Here is a 23,417-nt window from a genome sequence, read left to right on the forward strand (position 1 = left end):
AGTTTTTAGCGTTGTTGATAAGCGTACTAACCAACTGATAATCATTAATTAATTATTAATATTTGCATAAAAATAGAAAAAAAGAAATAATTTTTTTCCTATATGTTCTGTTTTTTATCCACATTGGACAAAAAAGATTAAAAAAGGTTATATCTTCAGAAGTTGACCTTCCGATACCCTCCCTGCTCCGCTGGCCATAATCTTCCTTTCTACTTTTAAAAATTTGGTTACCATTGTGTTTTATATATCCACAATGAAGAAAATAACACTATTGGTTGCCTTGTTGGCGGTGAGTTGCATCACCGTGTTCGCACAACCAGGCAAAAAAATCAAATGGTCGCGCGATGGGCGGGCCACATTAAAGGCAGAACCCATGGGCATTACCGCTATTCCCTTGTCCGGCGCCCAGCCTGCCATCATAGTGCCGGCGGAAAAGTACACGCTCCCCGGCGCCGGCAAAGCACTGGAGATCCGCGACTTCGCCTTTTCGGCAGATGAAAAAAAACTGCTCCTCTACACCAATGCAAAAAAAGTATGGCGCTATGACACCCGCGGCGACTACTGGCTGCTGGACCTTACCACCGGCAAACTGCAGGAGTTAGGCAAAGGGCGTGCCGTATCTTCCCTGATGTTCGCCAAACTGTCGCCCGATGGCAGCAAAGTGGCCTATGTGAGTGACCACAACCTCTATGTGGAAGACCTGGCCACCGGTGCCATCAAAGCGCTCACCACCAACGGTACCCGCCGTTTCATCAATGGTACCTTCGACTGGGCCTATGAAGAAGAATTTGGCTGCCGCGACGGCTTCCGTTGGAGCCCCGACGGTAAAAGCATCGCATACTGGCAGATAGACGCCACCAAAATCCGCGACTTCCTCATGATCAACAATACGGACTCCATCTATTCCTTCAACGTGCCGGTAGAATACCCGGTAGCGGGCGAAAGTCCTTCTGCCTGCCGCATAGGGGTAGTGGACATCGCCACCGCCAATACCCGCTGGATGAACGTTCCCGGTGATCAGCAACAGCACTACATCCCCCGTATGGAATGGGTGCCAGGCAAAAAACAACTGATTATCCAGCAGCTCAACCGCAAGCAGAACGAAAGTAAAATCATGCTCTGTGACGCGGCTAACGGTAAAGTACATACGTTGTACGAGGAAAAAGACAGCGCCTGGATCGACGTGAAATCCCGCTGGGACGATGACAACATCGCCGGATGGGACTTCCTCCGCAACGGTAAGGACTTTATCTGGGTGAGCGAACAGGACGGCTGGCGCCACCTGTACAGCATCTCCATGGAAACCGGCAAAGCCACGCTGCTTACACCGGGCAACTACGATGTGATCACCATCTCCAAAATAGATGAAGCCGGCGGACAGATCTGGTTCACCGCTTCGCCGGACAATCCCGTGCAGGAATATCTTTACCGGGTACCGCTGGCCGGCGGTAAAGCTACCCGCATCACACCGGCAGACCAGCCGGGATCGCATGAGTACAGCATTTCCCCGTATAGCAACTGGGCTGTACACGCTTTCAGCAACGCGTGCATGTACCCCGTGAGCGAAAATGTGGAGCTGCCTGCCCATAAAAGCAGCGCGAAAGTGGCACAGGCACTCAAACAATCCGTTGATGGCGGAAAATGCCTCGACTATTTCGAAGTGCAAACGGCCGACGGCATTAACATCGGCGGCTGGATGCGCAAGCCTAAAAATTTCGACCCTGCCAAAAAATATCCTATCGTATTTTATGTATACGGCGAACCTGCCGGGGCCACCACCCGGGATGTAGCCGGCACCGGCCGTAACTTCCTCTATGACGGCGACATGGCGGCAGATGGTTATATCTATGCTTCCCTGGACAACAGGGGCACGCCTCTGCCCAAAGGCCGCTACTGGCGTAAAAGTATCTACCGCAAAGTAGGAGTGCTCAACGCGCGCGACCAGGCACAGGCCGCACAGGCGCTTATGAAAAAATACGCTTTTATCGACCCCGCCCGTACCGCTGTATGGGGCTGGAGCGGCGGTGGCTCCATGACGCTCAACCTGATGTTCCAGTACCCGGAGATCTACAAAACAGGGATCGCTATTGCCGCCGTAGGTAATCAGTTGACCTACGATAATATCTACCAGGAACGTTATATGGGATTGCCGGAAGAAAACAGGGAAGACTTCGTAAAAGGTTCCCCCATTTCCTATGCAAAAAACCTGCAGGGTAACCTGTTGTATATACACGGTACCGGAGATGACAATGTACATTACCAGAACGCGGAAATGTTGCTCAATGAACTGATCAGGTATAACAAACAAATCCAGTTCATGGCTTATCCCAACCGCACCCACAGCATTTCAGAAGGAGACGGTACTTTCACCCACCTGTCTACCCTGTATACCAAATACCTGCGGGAGCATTGTGAACCGGGTGGGAAATAATTCCGGAATTTTTTGATTTTCGATTTTTTGATTTTCGATTTTTTGATCTCGGGAATAAAGGAGCTTCGATCACCTCCAAAAATCGAAAATCAAAAAATCGAAAATCAAAAAATCTCTAACTTGCGCTCCTTATTAAACTGAATTACATGTCTAAGACTTCTGTTATCGGAATTATTGCCGCGGTGGTAGCGATTGTTTGCACATTTTTCCCGTGGGCGGCGATTGAAAGCCGTCAGCTGGTATTTACAGGATTAAACACGACGGGCTCCCGTTTTGGGGAACCGGGGAAACTGAATATTTTCCTGGCGGTACTGGCCGTGATTATTTTTCTGGTGAAGAATAAATGGGTAATGCGGATGAACCTTTTTGTGTCAGGCTTCCTGCTGGCATGGTCTTTCCGTAACATGCTGCTGTTTTCCCGCTGTGAAGCCGGCATATGCCCGCAGACAGGTATCGCGCTGTATATTTCAGTGGTAGCGGCCGTGGTGGTTTTCGTCTGCGTGCTGCTTACCCGTAATCCGGTCGTAAAAAATAACGAAATCTCTAAATAACGAAATCGCAGAATATCTGCCGGGGTCAGAATATTTTATGTAATACCCAGGCCCCGCACCATATACCGGCGCCCATTAGCCAATATCGAATGACAATAGGTAATGGGCGCTGGTTGGTTACCCTCGCTTTTATAAAACTGAATACGGTCAACCCCAGGAAAACCAGCAGTATGCTGGTTTGAGAAGCCGCCGTAAAGTTCTCGTTCGATAAATAAGGCCCTACCGACAACACGCCTCCCAATAAAAAGAAGAAAGCGGCAAACAGTGCACTGCGGATAGCACGGGGACGGCTAAACGTAGTTTCCTCCACCTGTTCCTGCTGCAGCGTTGTTTCCCACATCACGGCATCTTTCTGCATTTCATCGGCGATATGGGCGATGGTATGGTCGTTGATGTCGAGATGTTCCAGCTTCCGGCGTTCATCGTCCGAGAGCAGGGCGCTGTCATGCTGGGCGTCGCCCTTGTTGGCCTGGTAGGCGCTGTACATCACCAGCAGGCTGCCTGCCAGCAGGATACCGAGCTGGATGTTATAGAAGGTCTGCACTTCCAGCGGGAAGGTTTGCATGACCTGTGTGGCAAAAAACAACAGGAACAATCCGTCCGGAAAGCCGATCAGGAAGTCAGTTTTCCATCCGGAGCTGCGGATGGCCTTGTGTGGTGCTGTCATACGTTGCTGTTAGCTAAACGCTTTTTCGATGCTTTTCCGGATGATCTGTACGCATTCAGAAACCTGGGTAGCGTTCATGATCAGTGGTGGTGCGAACCGGATCTTGTCGCCATGAGTGGGCTTGGCGAGCAGTCCGTTTTCTTTTAAAGTCAGGCAGAGGTCCCAGGCTGCTTCGGGATCGGTATGGCTGATCACGATGGCATTCAGCAGGCCTTTTCCGCGCACGGTTTTGATATAGGGCGATTGCAGGTCCTGCAGTCCCTTGCGCAGCAGTTGTCCCATAGCGGCTGCATTTTCCGTCATTTTCTCATCTTTCAGTACCTCCAGCGCGGTGATGGCTACTTTACAGGCCAGCGGGTTGCCGCCGTAGGTAGAGCCATGTTCTCCGGGCTTGATGGTCAGCATGATCTCGTCATCGGCAAGAACGGCGCTCACCGGCAATACGCCGCCGGAGAGGGCTTTGCCCAGTATCAGGATGTCAGGACGTACATTCTCGTGGTCACAGGCCAGCATGCGGCCGGTACGGGCCAGCCCTGTCTGGATTTCATCTGCAATGAACAGTACGTTGGCATCCTGGCAGTAGGCGCGCGCCTTGGACAGGTAACCGTCGTCCGGAACGACCACGCCGGCTTCGCCCTGAATGGGTTCTACCAGGAAGCCCGCCACGGTCTTGTCTTGCAGCGCCTGTTCCAGCGCGGCCAGATCATTGTAGGGGATCACTTCGTAGCCCGCCATAAACGGCCCGAAATTATTGCGGGCCACCGGGTCGGTGCTGAAGGAAATAACATTGAGGGTACGGCCATGGAAATTGTTGGCGCAGACAATGATCTTCGCCTTGTTCTCCGGGATGCCTTTTACCATATAGGCCCAGTGCCGGCAGAGCTTCAGCGCTGTTTCCACCGCTTCCACGCCGGTATTCATGGGCAATACTTTATCATAACCGAAATAACCGGTGATATACTGTGTGTATTCTCCCAGCAGGTCACTGTGAAATGCCCGCGAGGTCAGGGTGAGCTTCTGCGCCTGTTCTATCAGCGACGCAATAATCCGGGGATGGCAGTGTCCCTGGTTAACGGCGGAGTATCCGGAAAGAAAATCGTAATAACGTTTACCATCTACATCCCATAAAAAAACACCTTCGCCGCGCTCCAATACCACCGGTAACGGATGATAGTTGTGAGCGCCATACTGTTCTTCCAATCCGAGAAAATGCTGCGTCCTTTCGCTTATCGTAAATGCTGGTATCATATCCCAAAAATACGGAATTGTTCTCGCAAAGGAGCAAAGCAACAAAGAACGCAAAGAAAATATAAGAACCAGCGCGAAGAACAATCATTTGATCTTCGCTCCTATGCGTTCTTTGCTCCTTTGCGTGACTATAATTCGTCGTAATAGAGATAGTATGCAACCTGACTGCAGCCGCCGATCACGCCCAGCCCGCCGAAAGCGTTGCTCCGTATCTGGATGGCCTGTATCAGGCTGTTCAGGCCGGGATTGCGCCTTACTTTTTCATAGGTAAGCAGGAAAGCATAGTATTCCGGCGTGACGGATTTCACAAATACCAGCACCCGGCCGATAGGCACGTCTGCATCGATGCTGCCGGCGGTCAGTGCGGTGGCGTTGATATATAACCGGGTGTTCAGGGGCTTGTTGGCCCGCTGCGTGAAGAGTATACTGTTGTAGTTTTCATTCAGTCCGCCTACCTGGTTGTTGTCGGCGTTTTCGTCCTGCGTGTACACGGGAATACGCAGGTAACTGTTGAGGTACACGGTGTCTTTATATGTTTTGATGCCTGGTTCATTCTTTACCTGTTCATACAACGCGCGCTTATCCCGCACCCGGTAACGCACATTCCGGTAAATGAAGATGGTATCCAGCTGTACCAGTTGTTTCAGCGCTTCCATCACCACAAACTGCCGCGAATTGGCGGGCGGTGATTGTACATTAAAATGAAACCGCAATACCGGCCGGCCGTTCAGCGTGGTGCGCACCGTGTCCAGCAGGTCCACTTTGATGGGAAGCGGAATGGTGGTTTTGGCGGTGACGTCCCTGGTATCGGGCACTTTCACCTGGATAATATAGCTTTTGTTAGACTCAATCCGGGTATTGCCCCTGTAAAAGGCCATATTGGAGGCGGTATCTTTTACGTAATGCAGCTGTTCCAGCAGCTGGCTGTCGGCACTCAGCAGTTGCGCTGTCGCATTGGTCACCGGTGCAAAAAAATTGTTGATGTCCGGACCAACGGGTTTGCTTTTGCCTACCCGCATCTCCGCCTTTTTGCCGGCGACCAGCTCACTGTACACAACTGCCCTGGGTTTACCACTGGAAGGAGGCACAGGAAGTTCGTGTATACATCCTGTCAATGCAGCCACGCTGAAAATACATCCTATATGAAACAGATACTTCATCCCTAAAATTTAAGCGTATAACTGATATAAGGTAACGTTCGGAACAGGCTATACTGATATAACTGCAGCGGATAAATTTCATCGTAAGACATGGTCACAAACTGGTCATAGCTGACGATAAAAGGATTGCTGCGGGAGTACACGTTATAGACGCCGGCCGTCAGTATATGATGGATAGACCGGGTGGCGCCCAGGTAGACAGTGGTGCCCAGATCGAGGTGGTGTACGGGCCTGAGCCGGAAATTATTGAGCCTGGTAATATAAGGCAGATAGTTAATCTGGTTATTGGCAAACGGGGAATAACGTTCGTCCAGTTCACCGTTGATGTTACGGCCCCAGTCATAATCAGGGAAAATTTGTGTGGGCAGGGTGAAAGGGGCGCCACTGGAGAACTTCCAGGAAGCGGAGAGGCTCCAGCCCGGTTTCAGGCGGTATTTAAGCGCCATAGATATATTGTGCCGGCGATCTTCTTTATAGGGAAACATTTTACCACCGTTGATCCAGCCAAATTCCCGCCAGGCCCAGGCCAGCGTATAGCTGAAAATACCGGTGAGCCTGCCGGTATTTTTTTCCAGCAGCAGTTCACTCCCATAGTTAAATCCGTTGCCGTTGATCACTTTTTTCTCCCAGAGGTCGGAATTGTCAAAGATGTTAAGGACAGTATTGGTGGTCACAATATCTTTCAGCAATTTATAATACAGGTTGATATTAAACCGCCAGTCGCTCTCCCATTGTTTCTGGTAAGACAGGCTATAGGAATAGGCTTTCTCCGGTTTGATATTTTCTGTGCTGGGCACCCAGAGATCAGTGGGAAGATTGATCACGGGGGTGGTCAGCTGGTGCATAAACTGCGTCATCTGCGCAAAAGAAGCCTGTACATACTGCTGGTTGGGCAGGTCCCAGCGGACCATGAACCTGGGCTGCAGGCTGGCATAGAGGGAGCCGCGCTGGGCCAGCATACCGAAATGCGCGCCGGGGCGCAGTGTCAGCCGGTTGTCGAACAGGCGCAGTTCATCTTCACCATAGAGCATAAACTCTGACATGTAATATTTGGGAGCGGGACGTTGAATGGCGTCGCCGCGATCCACATTCGTGCTATAGGCGGTAGGGGCGAAGTTGTGATAGGTGTAACCGCCGCCGAAAGAGAGCTTTTGAATGTTGCTGATTGTAAATTCCGTTTCGTTGTGAAGGGCAATGTCCCTGACACGGGATACGCCTTTGCCGTTCAGCGAAACAGGTGCGATCGCCGACAGTTTGAAATCGGAACTCTGGGAAAAGAAATTATAAAACCGGCTGTAGGTGGCAGTGGTATTGGTAAAGACTTTCGGGGAGATGACACGGGTCCACTTCAAGGCTGCCGTGATATTGGTCCACGCGAACTTATAATCGTCCAACAGCGGGAAGGGGGAATTGTCTTTCGGGATGAACATGTTGTCCTTCCCTTTGTAAAAGGTGATATAGACCCTGTTTTTATGGTCGATGATCTGATTGAGTTTGAAGTTAACATCGTAGAGCGCATACTTGCCGTACTGCTGGTTGAACCGTTTACCATACAGCCCGTCGATCAGGGACCGCCGGAAGGAGAGGAACATGGCGCTTTTATCTTTTGCCAGCGGTCCTTCGAGTTCGGTGCTGGCAGATACGGGGCTGAGGGTGACCTTACCATGCCATGCTTTCATATTGCCGTCGCGCGTGCGGATGTCTACCACAGAGGAAAGCCTGCCGCCATAGCGGGCGGGGAAGGCGTCTTTATACAATGACACGTCTTTGACGGCGTCTCCGTTGAAGACGGAGAAGAGGCCGAAAAGGTGCCCGGTATGATAGAGGGGAACTCCATCCAGCAGGTAGAGGTTCTGGTCGGCGCCACCACCACGGACCAGCAGGTTGCTGCTGCTCTCCAGTGAGCTGCCGGTGCCGGGATACAGCTGCAGCGATTTAAGCACGTCTTTTTCTCCCAGCAGGGCAGGGAAATTAGCCACATAGCCTACCGGCATTTTGATGTAGCCGGCCTGGAGGGTTACAGAATCCTGGTCGCCCGTTACCACCACGGTTTGCAATGGGTTCCGGGGCTGCATATGGATCTCGAGCTGGCGGTCGTCCGGAAGGGGAAGCCGCTGGATCAGCATTTCATAGCCTACGTGCGAGAACACCAGGCTGGTGCAGCTGTCGGGCACCTGCACACTGAAAAAGCCGTAGGGGTTGCTGATGGCGCCGCGCCGGGTGACAGGATCATATACGGAAGCGCCGATGATCACTTCTTTGCTGTTTTCTTCCTTGATAAAACCGCTGATGGTATAATACTGGGTCTGGGAGGATTCACGCAGCAGGAATATTTTTCCGTTGATCGCAGCCGCCTGTATGCCGGTTCCCTGCAGGATGGTATTCAGTACCTGGCCGGTACTGCGTTCGCTGCCGGTTAGCTGCACTTTTTTGTTGAGATGCAGGAAGCTGGAACTGTAGGAGACAGGAATGCCGGTCTGCCGCTGGATGTCCTGGATAAAGAAGAGGATAGAGCCTTCCCGGAAGGGAGGGGCATAAGACGCCTGGAGAATGGGATCCTCTTTGGATTGTGCATATAAAGCCGTTGCCGGTGCCAGCACCAGCAAACAGTAAAATAGGCCTGTAAAAAAGTAGTTTATCAGTCTACTTGCCGATGACGATCGTATCGCCCTCTTGTTTGTAATTGAAACCAAGCAAAAGTTGTAATTCATGCAAAACCTCGTCGCAAGACTGGTCCTGGAAGCTGATCGTAGCTTTTTGCTGTGCCGCAGTAGCCTGATAGCCATCCTCAATCCTGATGACTTTGCCGTAAAAATCGGCTAATTGCGGCAATATTTCAAGAAGTGATTGATCATTAAATTGCAAAATTCCTGTTTTCCATGCCATAAAGTTAGGGTCGTCGTTGTCGGCTGCGCTCAGCTGACCATTTCCCCAAACGCCTTTCTGGCCACTGGTAAGGATAACGGAGGAAGTATCGTTTGCCCTGCCCAGTTTTACCTTACCGGTGGAAACGATAACGGTGGTATGGGCATCGGCTGTTTTTACGGTAAAAGAAGTTCCCAGCACTTCCACGACGGACTGGTTGGGCGTTTTCACCAGGAAAGGATGACGCGGGTCTGCTGCCACTTCAAAAAAAGCTTCACCTTCCAGGGTCACCACCCGCTCAGCACCTTCTGAATATTTGATTTTGGCGCCGGGGCGCAGCGTGATCACCGACTTATCGGATAATTCCACGCTTTTGATTTTGCCCTCGTTGGCCGCCATTTCCCGGACTTTCAGCGAAGGACGGCTGGCCAGCCACCAGGCGCCGGCGCTGAGCATAATGAGCAATACCGCTGCGGCGGCGATCCTGAAAACAGGCATCCGTACCGTTTTGGCGGCCGGCGCCTCTTGCTGCTGCAGCAACTGGTCTACCTTGCTCCATGCCGCTGCAGCGTTGAACTGCTTTTGCCGGGAAACGGGCAGACTGCGGGGCGCATCCTGCCATATCTGCTTTGCTTTGATATAAGCGGTTTCGTTGTCCGGGGAGGCTTCCCGCCATTCCCGGAGGATGGCATCCTCCTCGGGGGTAGAGACAGATGACAGTTGCTTTGCAATTATTTCATATATGTAGGTATCCATATTGTACAGTGTGTGCTCTGATATTAAAACGTAAAGAACCGCTCGCGCCCTCTACTAATTGTTAAAAAAATTTAACAGAAAAAATAAAAATACGGGTAACCCATATTGGCCCAGGTACTTCCGCAACAGCTTGAGTGCCCTTCCCATATAGTTTTCCACGGTTTTGGCTGACAGGCCCAGCTTTTCGGCGGTCTGCTGGTGGGTCATGCCCTGAAGCCGGCAACAGGTAAACACCTCCCGGCATTGTGGCGGAAGATTGGCAATAGCCTCGTAAATCAGCTGCTCGTAAAAGGGCTTGGCCTCCGATATTTCCCGTGCACCCGGATCTTCACTGACGTCGGCTACCCATTCAAAGCCTTTATTGCCCGCTTCCTCCGCGGTACGCTTGCGCAATACTGAAATAGAATTGTTACGTACTGCCCTGTACAAATAGGCTTTAATATTCGGTATCTCAATCAGCTCGCGGTGCTTCTGCCATAAGCGTATAAATGTTTCCTGTACCACATCCTCGGCTGCAGCATCATCATTCAGAAAACTGGCGGCATAGTTACACAGCTCACTGTACAGAGAATGGAAAAGCTCATTATAGGCTTGATAAGAAGGTGATGTTATCATTTAGCCTTCATAGCGTTTAAGTAGTGAAATGATCGCCGCTAATGTAAGGCAATTTTTTATTTTTCAGCCAATAGGGGGATATGAGAAAAACTGCGTCTTATTCTTAGTATAACGCCTAAGCCTATATGCGTTATCGTCCTTTAATCTATATGCTGTAATGTCCTTTTTAGTTTTTAGTTTGTGTTTTTTAGTTACCACCGGTTGCATATTCTCTATGCAACCGTTTTTTTTGACTTTTCTATAATCTTACCCGATACTGGTGCAATTTTCGGCATTATTTGCAATCGGCCCCTGCGCCCTTTATTTTAGGCCCGGCCTATGAACGGGCGTATCGAATATGCAAAAACAAATCAGTTATTTTTCCATGGCGACCATCGCCCTTGCATTATTGGGAGGACAGGCCCGCGGCCAGCAGCCGGCTATTTACCGCCAGGGCTGGATCGATTTTAACAAAAACGGAAAGAAGGATGTCTTTGAAGATCCTGCTCAGCCGGTAAATAGCCGGGTGACCGACCTCCTCTCGCAGATGACCCTCGACGAAAAGACCTGCCAGATGGCAACCCTCTACGGCTACGGACGGGTGCTGAAAGACGAAATGCCCACCCCGGACTGGAAAAATAAAGTGTGGAAAGACGGTATTGCCAATATCGACGAGGAGCTGAACAGCCTTCCCTTCAACCGGAAAGCACAAACGCAGTGGTCATTTCCCTACAGCAAACACACTGGAGCCATTAACACCATACAACGCTGGTTCATCGAAGAAACCCGCCTCGGTATACCGGTGGATTTCACCAACGAAGCCATCCACGGACTGTGCCACGACCGTGCAACCCCGTTTTGTGCACCCATAGGCATTGGCAGTACCTGGAACAAAACATTGGTGGCCCGTGCGGGGCACATTGCCGGCCGTGAAGCCCGCCTGCTTGGCTACACCAACATCTACGTGCCCATCCTCGATCCCGCCCGCGATCCCCGCTGGGGCCGCGTAGTGGAATGTTACGGGGAAGACCCGTTTTTGATTGCTGAGCTCGGCAAACAGATGACCCTCGGCGTACAAAGCGAAGGAGTCGCCGCCACATTAAAGCATTACGCGGTATACAGTGTACCCAAAGGCGGCCGCGATGGCGATGCCCGCACCGATCCCCACGTGGCGCCCCGCGAAATGCACCAGGTATTTTTATATCCCTTCCGCCGCGTGATACAGGAAGCGCGGCCCATGGGCGTTATGAGCAGCTATAATGACTGGGACGGGGAACCGGTGACAGGCAGCTACTATTTCCTGACACAGCTGCTCCGCCAGGAATTCGGGTTCGACGGCTATGTGGTGTCCGACAGTGAGGCAGTGGAATACCTTTTCAGTAAACACCATGTGGCGGCAGACTATAAAGATGCCGTAAGACAGGCGGTGGAAGCCGGCCTGAACGTACGCACCAATTTTACGCCACCGGAAGAGTATATCCTGCCGTTAAGGGAACTGGTGAAAGAAGGACGGCTTTCCATGAAAACAATCGATAGCCGCGTAGCGGATGTTTTAAGCGTGAAATTCAGACTGGGCCTGTTTGACAAGCCCTATGCCGATCCCCAACTGGCTGATAAGGGCGTACACACCGCAGCCGACGAGGCTTTCGCCCTGCAGCTGAACCGCGAATCGCTGGTGCTGCTTAAAAATGAAAAGGAAACGTTGCCGCTCGACAAAGGGCAGCTCAAAAACATACTCGTTACCGGCCCGCTGGCCGCCGCCTCCACGCACGCCGTCAGCCGTTACGGCCCGTCCAACAACCCCGTGACCACCGTATTGGACGGCATCCGCCGGCATGTGGGCACGTCTGTCAACGTACAATATGCCAAAGGCTGCGATATCGTCAATCCCGGATGGCCCGGCACCGAAATAATACCCACGCCGTTGGACAGCACCGAACAGGCAGGTATCGCCGAAGCTATAGCCATGGCCCGCCAGTCGGACGTGATCATCGCGGTGGTAGGAGAAGATGAAAAGAGAGTGGGGGAGAGCCTTTCCCGCACGGCCCTGTCCCTGCCGGGCCGCCAGCTGCAACTGCTACAGGCGCTGCATGCCACCGGTAAACCGGTCATCGCGGTATTGATCAACGGGCAACCGCTGACCATCAACTGGGAACAACAAAACCTGCCCGCCATCCTCGAAGCCTGGTTCCCTGGTCCGCAGGGAGGCACGGCCATCGCGGAAACGCTCTTCGGAGATTACAACCCCGGCGGCCGCCTCCCGGTTACTTTCCCCAAATCACTGGGGCAGATAGAACTCAACTTCCCCTATAAGCCCGGATCTCATGCCGGCCAGCCTTCTTCGGGGAATAACGGCTTCGGGCGCACCAGCGTGAATGGCCCGCTCTATCCTTTTGGCTACGGCCTCAGCTACACAGCTTTCACTTACAGCAACCTGCAGGTATCTCCCGAAAAACAATCCCCGCAGGGCGATATCAGGGTCAGCCTGGAAGTAACTAATACGGGTAAACGAAAAGGCGATGAAGTGGTGCAGCTGTATGTGAAAGATAAAGTCAGCAGCGTGACCACCTACGTGATGCAGCTGCGTGGCTTCGAAAGGATCACGCTGGCGCCGGGCGAAAAGAAAACGGTGCAGTTCACCCTGCATCCCGATCATCTGGCGCTGCTGGATAAAAACATGCAATACACTGTAGAGCCGGGAGAATTTGAAGTGCTGATGGGCAGCTCTTCCGAAGATATCCGCCTGCGGAAAGACTTTACCATCGTTCCCTGATAAAATACTTGCCCTGAACGGGACCGCCATCAACAGGTTTCGTTCAGGGTTTTCCGTTATATTTCGTTCGCGGTTTCCGGTTAGACGGACATATCACATATTTTACTATCTTGCCACCCCAAAAAACTTCCCTATGAGAAGATTAGCAAGCTTGTTAATCCTGTTGCCAGCGATGGCCTTCTTTTCATGTAACCATAGTAGCAGTGCGGCCAAAGAGCCTGTTGCCGACAGTGTAAAAACCGTTGCTTTTGATTTTAAAGGCTGGCTGAAACACCTGAAAACGATCCCGCACCCGGTACATGGTTATGACCTGGAAAGCATAGACAGTGCATTGGGCCCTTTTGCCCAGAGCGGTTTTGCCAGCGTGTCGGCAGGTATTGTGGCCCGGCAGCAAAACTATCTTGCCATTGCGGCGCAGGGCTTTTATAAAAAAGACAGCGACTCTTCCGTGATGCTGCTGTTGATCTATAGCCCCGATGGAAAAGAGATTGGCCGGCAGGAAGTTGGTATGAGCAAAGAAGAAACCAGGGGCGATGAAAGCAATTCCATTCACAAATGGCCGGAATTTCTTAACGACAGTACATTTTGGGTGAAAGAAACCTGGTACACCCTGAAGAAAGGCGCTACCAACGGCGAAAGCAAGGCGCGTATCAAACAATACCGTATCAGTTACCAGGGACAGATAAATGCTGTTCCCCAGGAAACGGTACCTTTCGACACCTATGCAGGACGTTTTAAGACGCTCGCAACGCCTTTTACCGCCACCTATTCATTGACAGGCCTGCAGCCGGTGTCACTGCTGACGCCTTACTTTGATTTCAGCGACCTGATTTATTTCGAACAAATCAAGTTATTCCACTACGGTAAAATACCGGTCCCGGGAAAAGGAATGTATTTATTGTATGCTGTCGGCTCCCTGGAGGGCGGAGAATCCGTAATGGATTCCACTGTACAACTGGTATACCATACCACCGACGGAAAGGAAAGCAGCAGTATCCGGCTGAACGGCTATATTGGCTCCGAAGGATATTACAGCGCATCTAAAAACGCAGTCGTTGCCGCAGACGGTACCATCCGGGTGACAGAAGAATCCAATGACGAAGATGGTGTTGGCGGTGAGGTCGGCTTTATCTTCAAATCGGAAGAACTGGCTGTGTACACACCTGAAGCCGGCGGGAAATTCAAGCGCGAGCTGGCAGGAAAAAACTTTAACAGTGCCGAATTTAATCCGGCGGACATGAAAGAACTGCTGGCTACCAGGAGAAGTAACTACGACGCTGCTTCCCTGGATACCGAATTTGAACAGTCGCTCTTCAGCGTACTGCGGGATGAAACCATATATGTACGGATGCACGTTTATGACAACGGCGGTGAACAGCTGGTGGAGATCTATACCGTAGGTACTGATTTGCGGGTGCTGGACCGTTATGTGGTGTACAACAACCTGAAGAAAACACCTTACGAGAAAGTGTCGGCGCGTGATAATGTTTCTGTGGATGGTGAAATTGAAAGAGACGATACCGTTCATAAACTGCCTGTGAACGGACCTGTTACTATTACCCTGAAAGATAAAGTGTTGCTGATTACGCCGGAAGGAAAATTCCAGGCACAATAATTCGCCCATGAGAGACCTGTTATTTTTGTTAGCCCTGTTGTTCCTGTTTGCCTGTGGTACGCCGGAAGCCGGTCACCGGCAAACAGGAACCGATAGTAGTCATGCCGATACCACAGCGGTAAAGTCCTGGTTGGACAAGTTGCCGGCCGTCAGCTGTAGCCACGCATATCTGGACGTAAACGAGAACGCAGATCCCGGTCCTTTCGTTATACTGAAGCCTTTTCAACTCTTCGCCGGGAAGTTGCCGGGCAAACGGGATTTTGTTCCTGTACTGGTGAAATATCAAATCAGTGAGGGAGACACTACGAGGATGCTGCTGGTGACGTTTACGCCTGATGGAAAAGAGATTGCCCGGCAGGAAGTGGGACTTCAGCATCCGGCGAGCGAAGAAAGTCCCCGGTGGATACACCGGTGGCCGATGTTGCTCAATGATACGGTGGTGGAGGTCCGGGAAGAACGCTGGGCCAGGTCTTTAGGCGATGAAGCGAAGGTGCAGTATTTTACACTGACAGCCGCGGGACAAATACATGCGTTGCCGTTAGAGCGAACATCCTTTGAAACTTATGCCGCCCGGTTTCCGGACCTACAGGCGCCATTTGCCGCCGGCCGGCCGGAAATAACAACACTGAAGCGCGTTTCCCGTTTTTCTCCCTGGTATTCCTACCGCTGGGTGATAGGATATGATCAGTTGGATATGTATCACTACGGCAAGATACAGCTTCCAGGCAAGCCGTTGTTGCTGTTATACGCTTATGGACCGACAAGCTATGATGACGGAGAAAAACTGGACACGACATTACAGCTCATTACCTGCAAAACTGATGGAACTGCGATCGACCAGCTGCCGCTATACACCACGATCACAGGGGAGGGCAACGTGCAACGCAGCCGGAATGCGGTTGTCCGGCAAGATGGCAGTGTCATGCTGGAAGAGTCAAGCAGTAACGTAGCAGACATGACGTTGTGGGAGCTGGGCAGCACTGTGTCCCGCCTCAAAGCCTACCATATCGGCGCCGGCGGGAAATTCGAGGCGGAAATACACGGGGTCACCTACACCGTTCCCGGTTTTTCCGACGCGGCTATACAGGAAGTTTTTCAATCAAACAAGGACAACTTTGCTGAAAAAGAAGATCTTCAGCTGCGGGAGGAACTGTTTTCCCTGCGGGACCGTTCTCCCTTGGGGTTCAGTGTAAAAGCTGCGTTTTACCACTGGGAAGGCGCACAGGTGGCGGAACTGCTCACCTTCAATGAAAAAGACCAAATTGTTGACCGTTATGTTTTATTCAATCCGCGGGGCGTTCGTTTGCCGGATGCACCGAAAGGAACACTTGATCAGCAACGTGTCAGCGATTGGAAAGGCCCGGTGACGCTACATCTGGGCAGTACCACCTTACAAATTACGCGGGAAGGGAAGTTCGTCAGATCCTAAAAATAGTCAATATCCAGTTGACAGCGGGCCAAAGCGGGAATGATACTTGTATCGTTCCTGCTTTGGCCCGCAATTCGTATTTTCACATAAAACCATGTAGTATGTCCGGAACTTTCACAAAACTGAAGAACGCCTATCAGCTGCTGAAAAGCATCGATTTTAAAATGCTGGCCAAACTGTCGGAGAAGGTGGACCTGTCGCAGGTGATGGCCTCAGTAGCCAAAATGGATGACAACCAGCTGAATGGACTGATGAAAATGCTTACCAGCAGAGGCTCCAAAAAGAAGCTGCCGCCGATAGATGGTGATTTTTATGATATCAGCAGCCGGCTCACGGCGGAAGACCGGGCACTGCAGCTGAAGGTGAGGGCCTTTATGGAAAAAGAGATACAGCCTATCGTTAATGAATATTGGCTCAAAGCGGAATTCCCGTTTGAGATCATCCCCAAATTCAGGGAGCTGAATATCTGTGGTGTCACGTACGATGGTTACGGTTGCCCTAACCGCAGCTACCTTATGGAAGGCATTGTCGCTATGGAAATGGCTCGGGTAGACGCTTCCATCGCCACTTTTTTCGGTGTGCAAAGCGGGCTGGCCATGGGATCTATCTATATGCTGGGATCGGAGTCGCAGAAAGATGAATGGTTGCCGGGGATGCAGCAGCTTAATATTATCGGCGCTTTCGGCCTTACAGAACCGGAGGTTGGTTCCGGCGCCGCCGGAGGTCTCACGACCACGGCTAAACGGGAAGGCGATACCTGGGTACTGAACGGCCAGAAAAAATGGATCGGCAATGCTACCTTCGCGGACGTAACGGTCATCTGGGCGCGGGACGTGGACGATAACCAGGTAAAAGGTTTCCTGGTAAGGAAAGGCACCCCGGGACTGTCAGTAGAAAAGATGCATGATAAGATGGCACTGCGTATCGTGCAGAACGGCCTGATTAGCCTGAAAGACTGCCGTGTGGCGGAAACTGACAGGCTGCAGCGGGCCAATAACTTCCGCGATACCAGCAGGGTGCTCCGCATGACACGCGCCAGCGTAGCCTGGGAAGCGGTAGGCTGTGCACGCGGCGCCTACGAAAATGCCCTGGCGTATACCCGTACCCGTGAGCAGTTCGGAAAACCGATTGCATCCTTTCAGCTGATACAGGGCCACCTCGTGGAGATGCTCTCCAACCTGACCGCTATGCAGACTATGGTCTACCGGCTGTCGGAGATCCAGGACGAGGGAGGGCTGAAAGATGAACACGCCTCGCTGGCCAAGGTGTTTTGTACGCTGCGCACCCGCGACGTGGTGCGGGGCGCCCGCGAGGTGATGGGCGGCAATGGCATCCTGCTGGAATACAACGTGGCCCGCTTTGTTGCCGATGCAGAGGCTATTTATTCGTATGAAGGCACTAAAGAAATTAACTCGCTCATCGTCGGCAGGGCCATTACCGGGTCCAGCGCCTTTGTATAAAAAATCAGAATCTTTTTATAGATTTAAGGGCTTCCCCGGGTATGGGCGGAGCCCTTTATTATTTTAAAAATCCGTTATGAATTCATCGAACCGTCGAAATTTCCTGAAAAATGTATCCTTGGGAAGCCTCGCTGCCATTAGTATTCCCAATATTGTGTCTGCTGCCGTGTCTGCTGACAAAGGTAAAAAGGTGACCCTGAAGAAAGAGGGCGTCATCCTCTTCCAGGGCGATTCCATTACCGACGTGGGCCGCAAGCGCGACGCCATGGAGGCCAATAACGGCTCTGCCCTGGGTGGAGGCTATCCACACCTCGCCGCCGCTCACCTGTTGCTGAAACGGCCGGGCGATAACCTGAAGTTTTACAACAAGGGCATCAGCGGCAACAAGGTGTTCCAGCTGGCCGACCGCTGGGATGCAGACTGCCTGCAACTAAAGCCCGATGTGCTGAGCATCCTCGTGGGCGTGAATGACTTCTGGCATACGCTTAATGGCAACTACAAAGGCACCTCCAAAGTGTACCACGACGATTATGACAAGCTGCTGGACCGCACCAGGCAAGCGTTGCCGGATGTACAGCTCATCATCGGAGAACCGTATGCTGTGAAAGGAGTGAAAGCCGTGGACGACAGATGGTATCCGACGTTCAACGAATACCGCGCTGCCGCCCGCGAACTGGCAGACAAATACAAGGCTGTCTTCATTCCTTACCAGGCGATCTATGACAAAGCATTGCAGGCGGCGCCGGCAGCCTACTGGACGCCCGATGGCGTACACCCCAGCGTAGCCGGTGCACAGCTTATGGCGGAAGCCTGGCTCCGGTGCGTTAAATAAAGAATAATGCAGGCAGGGTAGTAGCTACACTGCCTGCATAAACTCCCTGTTTTTTCAATTAAGTGTTTCTACTGAAACCTCAACAGGCCGCCTGTAGTAGGTTTGCGTCAGAATAAACAAACACTTAGTCATGAAAAAATGGTTCCCCCAAGCAGTGATGGCGTTATGTGCCGTTTCCGGGATGCTCTTGTTCACCCAGTGCAAAAAAGACAAAAAGGATAACCCCAAAGATCCTGCCTTCAAAGAATTCCTGATCGGAAAAAAATGGCAGCTGAGCGCCTACACCGCCAATCCCGGTATTGAGGACGGTGAAGGCCGGGTGGTCACAGATCTCTACGCGGTATTCCCCGCTTGTATCAAAGACGACTTCACGGAGTATTTCGCAAATGGAACAGCCGCGGAAGATGAAGGTCCGACGAAATGTGCCCCCGCAAGTCCCCAGCGACGCACCTTTAACTGGGACCTCAAGGCGGATGGCACACTGGAAGGCCGCGGGGACGATGATGATTTTACCGGCACCTACCGTGCGGAAAAAATCAGCAACACCAGTTACAAAATAACCGGCACCGGACACTATAACGATGATCCGACGCCGCGCACCGTGGTGCTTACGTTTAAAGCCATTTAAACAGACGGGATAAGAAAAAAGGTTCAGTGGTGATTAGAGGGAGGGACGGTCTTCACAGGAAGACTGTCCCTTTTATTTGCGGGAAACGTTTATTACATTTGTTGATACACGAAATTCCCGTTATGAAACCATTTATTATCTTCATGCTGATGCTTGCACCATACGCTATAACACATGCGCAACACAGGGAAACCATTCATTTATGGCCGGATGCCGTACCCGGTGAAACCACCGCACGCCACGCAGCCGTTCCTACGTCGGATACCAGTCGCGGTGTGGTACGTCTCACGGACGTGACAGACCCGATTCTGGAGGTATATCCGGCCAATCCGGCGCACGCCAAAAACGTGGGCGTGATCATATGCCCCGGCGGTGGTTACAATATCCTCGCCATTAACCTGGAAGGTTATGAAATTGCGCAGTGGCTCAATCAGCTGGGTTATACCGCTTTTGTGCTGCAGTACCGGGTACCCAAAAAAGAAGCCGGCGCTTTGCAGGATGCGCAGCGTGCCATGCGTATTGTTCGCAGCCGGGCCAAAGAATGGAAACTGGACCCGGAAAAAATAGGCATGATGGGCTTTTCAGCCGGCGGAAGCCTTACCGCGCGGACAGCAACGCAGTATAACGTAAAAGCATATATGCCTGTTGATAAAGCAGATTCGCTGTCCGCCCGCCCTGCCTTCGGCATGCTGATCTATCCTGCCTATCTCGACAGGGGAGAAGGACGTACGCTGACACCGGAACTGCACATTGACAAACAGACGCCTCCCATGTTCCTTTTTGCTACTGCTGACGATACCTATGGCAACAGCGCCCTCGTTATGGCCGGCGCGCTGCGCGATGCCGGCGTTCCGGCAGAGCTGCATTTTTATGCCAAAGGCGGCCATGGTTACGGACTCCGCCCCGGCAACAGCGCCGCAGAAGTATGGCCCACGCTGGCAGCCAAATGGCTGGAGCACGCCGGTACACGATAATCCTGTAAATCTCTCCCCGGATTATATAAATCTCCCGGCGATATATTCGGCAACTTTACAACAATTAAAACACACAGTTGTAATACTTAAAACCGGATATCGCTATGGAGAAACATCAGCATATGCATATGCACATGGACCACGATCATCACGATCGGGAGCCACAGGCCGACGCGCACACCGGTCACGTGCATGACCATACGGACCATTCCCGGCATGACCACTCCGGTCATACAGGCCACGGAGGTCATGCCGGACATGATCATCAGGCCATGATCCGTGATTTCCGGCAACGGTTTTATGTAGTGCTGGTGCTCACTATACCGGTCATGCTGTTGTCAAAAATGATCCAGCACTGGATGGGACTGAATATCAGTTTCCCGGGTGATAATTACCTCCTGTGTACGCTGTCGGCCGTAATTTTCCTCTATGGCGGCTGGCCTTTCCTTTCCGGCTGGTGGTCCGAAATGCGGATGCGCAACCCCGGCATGATGACATTGATCGGCTTCGCTATCACCGTAGCTTTTGTATACAGCGTGGCTACGCTGTTTGGCCTGCAGGGCATGGACTTTTTCTGGGAACTGGCCACACTGATCCTCATCATGTTACTGGGACACTGGATTGAAATGAAGTCTGTAGCCGGCGCTTCGCGCGAACTGGAAATGCTGGTACAACTCATGCCGGCGGAAGCCCACCTGGTGGAAGGCGGCAATATCCGCGAAGTAAAAACCGACAGCCTGCAACCTGGTAACATGGTACTGATAAAGCCGGGAGAAAAGGTGGCGGCCGACGGTATCGTGACGGAGGGCAGCAGCTATCTCAATGAATCCATGCTGACGGGAGAGTCCAAACCGGTGAAAAAAAGTACCGGCGACAGGGTGATCGCCGGGTCGATCAACGGCAACCAGGCGTTGCATATCAAAGTCTCCCATAACGCCGCTGCTTCTTACCTGTCGCAGGTGATCAAACTGGTCAACGACGCGCAGCAGGCCAAATCCAATACACAATTGCTGGCCGATAAGGCCGCCCGGTGGCTGACCATTATCGCCATCGTAGCAGGTATCGCTACGTTCGCCTACTGGCGCATCGACGGACAGTCCATCTCCTTCGCTATGGAACGGATGGTGACCGTCATCGTTATCTGCTGCCCGCACGCCCTGGGCCTCGCGGTACCGCTGGTAGTGGCCCGCTCCACCACTGTGGCTGCCAAAAACGGCCTGCTGATCAAAAACAGGACCGCCTTCGAAAATGCCCGTAAAATCACCACGCTGGTATTCGATAAAACCGGCACGCTCACCGTGGGTAAGTTCCAGGTAGTGCAGCTGGAAACGCTCGACAACCGCTACAGCCAACAGGAAATACTGACACTGGCGGCGGCGGTGGAACAACAATCGGAGCATCCCATCGCTACCGGCATCGTAGAAAGGGCCCGCACCGAAGGGCTGCAGATACCCGCCGCCAGCGACATGCAGGCCTTGGCCGGTAAAGGGATCAGCGCCACCGTCAACGGGAAAAAAGTACAGGTGGTAAGTCCTGCTTATGTGAAGGAACAATTCCCGCAGCAGTCGACGATAGGACAAACGGATACCGGCACCCTGTCTTTTGTGGTCGTGGATGGCCAGCCGGCCGGTTATATTGTATTGGCGGATGAAATCAGGCCGGAGTCGCTGCCTGCTATCCAGGCATTGAAAAAAGAACATATCGCCAGCGTACTACTCACCGGCGATAACAAAAAAGTGGCGGCTGCCGTGGCGCAACAGCTCCAGCTGGATAACTATATCGCAGAGGTACTGCCGCATCAGAAACTGGAAGAAATCAAAAAGCTACAGGACGCGGGTCAGTTCGTGGCCATGACCGGCGACGGTATCAACGACGCCCCGGCGCTGGCCCAGGCGGATATTGGTATCGCCATCGGCTCCGGTTCAGATATCGCCGCAGAAACAGCAGGCATCGTGCTGGTCAACAGCAACCCGCAGGACATCGTCAGCCTGGTGCGTTTTGGCAAGGCTACCTACCGTAAAATGATCCAGAACCTGGCCTGGGCCACCGGTTACAACGTTATCACCATGCCGCTGGCAGCCGGTGTGCTGTATCACTGGGGCGTACTTTTAAGTCCCGCCGCCGGTGCGGTACTGATGACGGTGAGCACCGTCATAGTAGCTATCAACGCCAGATTGCTGAAATTATAACGTTTCATTATTAGCATTTCCAGTAAATATTTCTATACATTTGGTGCAGATGTTTCTTAAAACCTGTTACTATGGGAATATTTGATAAACTCCGGAATGAATTTATTGACATTATTGAGTGGACAGACCCGTCCGCCGACACCATTGTGTGGAAGTTTCCCCGCTACCAGAATGAAATAAAAATGAACGCCAAGCTGACGGTAAGAGAATCGCAGGTGGCTGTTTTTATGAACGAAGGTAAAATAGCGGATGTTTTTCAGCCTGGCATGTATACGCTGACAACGCAGAACATGCCTATTCTGACTACGTTACAGGGATGGAAATATGGGTTTAACAGCCCCTTTAAGGCCGATGTGTTTTTCATCAGCATGCGGCAGTTCACCAACCAGAAATGGGGCACCAAAAACCCTGTCATGCTGCGCGATGCCGAGTTCGGCCCGCTGCGGCTGCGTGCTTTCGGCAGCTACGCTTTCCGCGTGAAAGACGCGGCGCAGTTCCTGAAGGAGATCGCCGCCACCAATCCTGAATATACCGTCGACGGTATCAACGAACAACTGCGGAACCTTGCCGTTTCCCGCGGTATGGACGCCATTGCAGAAGCAAAAATCCCGGTGCTGGACCTGGCTGCCAGATATGATGAGGTATCGCAGCTGATCACCGAAAAAATACGGCCCGAGTTTAATGAACTGGGCCTCGAACTGACCAAGTTTCTGATTGAAAATATTTCCCTGCCACCCGAAGTGGAGGAAGCGCTGGACAAACGCAGCAGCATGGGTATCGTGGGCAACCTCGGCGCGTATGCACAGTTCCAGGCTGCCAATGCCATGGAAAAGGCGGCCGAAAATCCGTCCGGAGGCGGACTGGCAGCTGCTGGTCTTGGCGCCGGCATGGGCGCCGCCATGATGGGCCAGGTAGGTAACGTGTTCCAGAACAACCAGGCCAACCAGCAGCCTGCGGCCGGCGGCGCGGGTGTTCCGCCGCCACTGCCCGGCACAGCGCCTTTCTTCGTGGCTGTGGAAGGTAAACAGTCCGGCCCTTACAACATGGACCAGCTCCGTCAGCTGGCTGCTTCCGGCAGTCTCCAGCACCAGACGCTGGTATGGAAAACCGGTATGGCCGCCTGGACTGCCGCTTCTGCGGTGCCTGAACTGGCGCCGGTGCTGGCTACCATACCACCGCCACTGCCCTGAAACTAATCTTCTTATACGCATGATACCCGGGCCTTCAACAGCCGCTGGTATCATG

Annotated in this window: 17 protein-coding genes; 11 read left to right on the forward strand and 6 right to left on the reverse strand. The window is 52.3% G+C overall.

What is annotated here, in order from left to right; translation table 11 throughout:
* Positions 1-253: 253 nt before the first annotated feature.
* Complete coding sequence (locus tag B5D63_RS29225) at positions 254-2,431, forward strand: S9 family peptidase (protein WP_143313179.1); 2,178 nt, start codon at positions 254-256, stop codon at positions 2,429-2,431.
* Between the two features lie 146 nt (positions 2,432-2,577).
* The gene (locus tag B5D63_RS29230; protein ID WP_078672425.1) at positions 2,578-2,982 is read left to right on the forward strand and encodes a hypothetical protein; all 405 of its coding nucleotides are present in this window, start codon (positions 2,578-2,580) and stop codon (positions 2,980-2,982) included.
* 25 nt (positions 2,983-3,007) lie between these two features.
* Here B5D63_RS29230 and B5D63_RS29235 read toward each other — a convergent pair whose 3' ends face one another.
* The 6 genes from B5D63_RS29235 to B5D63_RS29260 form a co-directional block, all read right to left on the reverse strand.
* Entirely contained in the window at positions 3,008-3,649 is a 642-nt protein-coding gene (locus tag B5D63_RS29235; protein ID WP_078672426.1) for a VIT1/CCC1 transporter family protein, read from the reverse strand.
* A gap of 9 nt (positions 3,650-3,658) precedes the next feature.
* Positions 3,659-4,897: an ornithine--oxo-acid transaminase gene (rocD, locus tag B5D63_RS29240; protein WP_078672427.1), complete on the reverse strand. Its 1,239-nt coding sequence runs from the start codon at positions 4,895-4,897 to the stop codon at positions 3,659-3,661.
* Between the two features lie 128 nt (positions 4,898-5,025).
* Positions 5,026-6,057: a DUF4249 domain-containing protein gene (locus B5D63_RS29245; RefSeq protein ID WP_078672428.1), complete on the reverse strand. Its 1,032-nt coding sequence runs from the start codon at positions 6,055-6,057 to the stop codon at positions 5,026-5,028.
* Positions 6,058-6,059: 2 nt separating this feature from the next.
* The gene (locus tag B5D63_RS29250) at positions 6,060-8,657 is read right to left on the reverse strand and encodes a TonB-dependent receptor (RefSeq protein WP_235021676.1); all 2,598 of its coding nucleotides are present in this window, start codon (positions 8,655-8,657) and stop codon (positions 6,060-6,062) included.
* Between the two features lie 43 nt (positions 8,658-8,700).
* Positions 8,701-9,678 carry a FecR family protein gene (locus B5D63_RS29255; RefSeq protein ID WP_078672430.1) on the reverse strand — a complete coding sequence of 326 codons (978 nt, stop codon included), beginning with the start codon at positions 9,676-9,678 and terminating at the stop codon, positions 8,701-8,703.
* A 54-nt stretch (positions 9,679-9,732) separates the two neighbouring features.
* Positions 9,733-10,293, reverse strand: coding sequence for an RNA polymerase sigma-70 factor (locus B5D63_RS29260; protein WP_078672431.1), 561 nt, complete (start codon positions 10,291-10,293; stop codon positions 9,733-9,735).
* A gap of 337 nt (positions 10,294-10,630) precedes the next feature.
* Between B5D63_RS29260 and B5D63_RS29265 the strand changes: the two genes are divergently transcribed.
* The 9 genes from B5D63_RS29265 (at position 10,631) to B5D63_RS29305 (ending at position 23,362) form a co-directional block, all read left to right on the forward strand.
* Positions 10,631-13,045 carry a glycoside hydrolase family 3 C-terminal domain-containing protein gene (locus tag B5D63_RS29265; protein ID WP_078672432.1) on the forward strand — a complete coding sequence of 805 codons (2,415 nt, stop codon included), beginning with the start codon at positions 10,631-10,633 and terminating at the stop codon, positions 13,043-13,045.
* A gap of 133 nt (positions 13,046-13,178) precedes the next feature.
* A complete protein-coding gene (locus B5D63_RS29270) occupies positions 13,179-14,660 on the forward strand; it encodes a hypothetical protein (RefSeq protein ID WP_143313181.1) in 1,482 nt (493 codons plus the stop codon).
* Positions 14,661-14,667: 7 nt separating this feature from the next.
* Positions 14,668-16,089: a hypothetical protein gene (locus B5D63_RS29275; protein ID WP_078672434.1), complete on the forward strand. Its 1,422-nt coding sequence runs from the start codon at positions 14,668-14,670 to the stop codon at positions 16,087-16,089.
* Between the two features lie 101 nt (positions 16,090-16,190).
* Positions 16,191-17,549, forward strand: a complete 1,359-nt coding sequence (locus B5D63_RS29280; protein ID WP_078672435.1) for an acyl-CoA dehydrogenase family protein — start codon at positions 16,191-16,193, stop codon at positions 17,547-17,549.
* A gap of 76 nt (positions 17,550-17,625) precedes the next feature.
* Positions 17,626-18,381 (forward strand): SGNH/GDSL hydrolase family protein, encoded by a 756-nt coding sequence (locus tag B5D63_RS29285; protein ID WP_078672436.1) that lies wholly within the window; start codon positions 17,626-17,628, stop codon positions 18,379-18,381.
* 130 nt (positions 18,382-18,511) lie between these two features.
* On the forward strand, positions 18,512-19,009 hold the full coding sequence (locus B5D63_RS29290; RefSeq protein ID WP_078672437.1) for a hypothetical protein: 498 nt from the start codon (positions 18,512-18,514) through the stop codon (positions 19,007-19,009).
* A 122-nt stretch (positions 19,010-19,131) separates the two neighbouring features.
* Positions 19,132-19,983: an alpha/beta hydrolase gene (locus B5D63_RS29295; RefSeq protein ID WP_078672438.1), complete on the forward strand. Its 852-nt coding sequence runs from the start codon at positions 19,132-19,134 to the stop codon at positions 19,981-19,983.
* Between the two features lie 104 nt (positions 19,984-20,087).
* Entirely contained in the window at positions 20,088-22,172 is a 2,085-nt protein-coding gene (locus B5D63_RS29300) for a copper-translocating P-type ATPase (RefSeq protein ID WP_078672439.1), read from the forward strand.
* Positions 22,173-22,243: 71 nt separating this feature from the next.
* Positions 22,244-23,362, forward strand: coding sequence for an SPFH domain-containing protein (locus tag B5D63_RS29305; RefSeq protein WP_078672440.1), 1,119 nt, complete (start codon positions 22,244-22,246; stop codon positions 23,360-23,362).
* Positions 23,363-23,417 lie beyond the last annotated feature (55 nt).

The sequence above is a fragment of the Chitinophaga eiseniae genome (genome assembly GCF_900167135.1).
Lineage (GTDB): Bacteria > Bacteroidota > Bacteroidia > Chitinophagales > Chitinophagaceae > Chitinophaga > Chitinophaga eiseniae.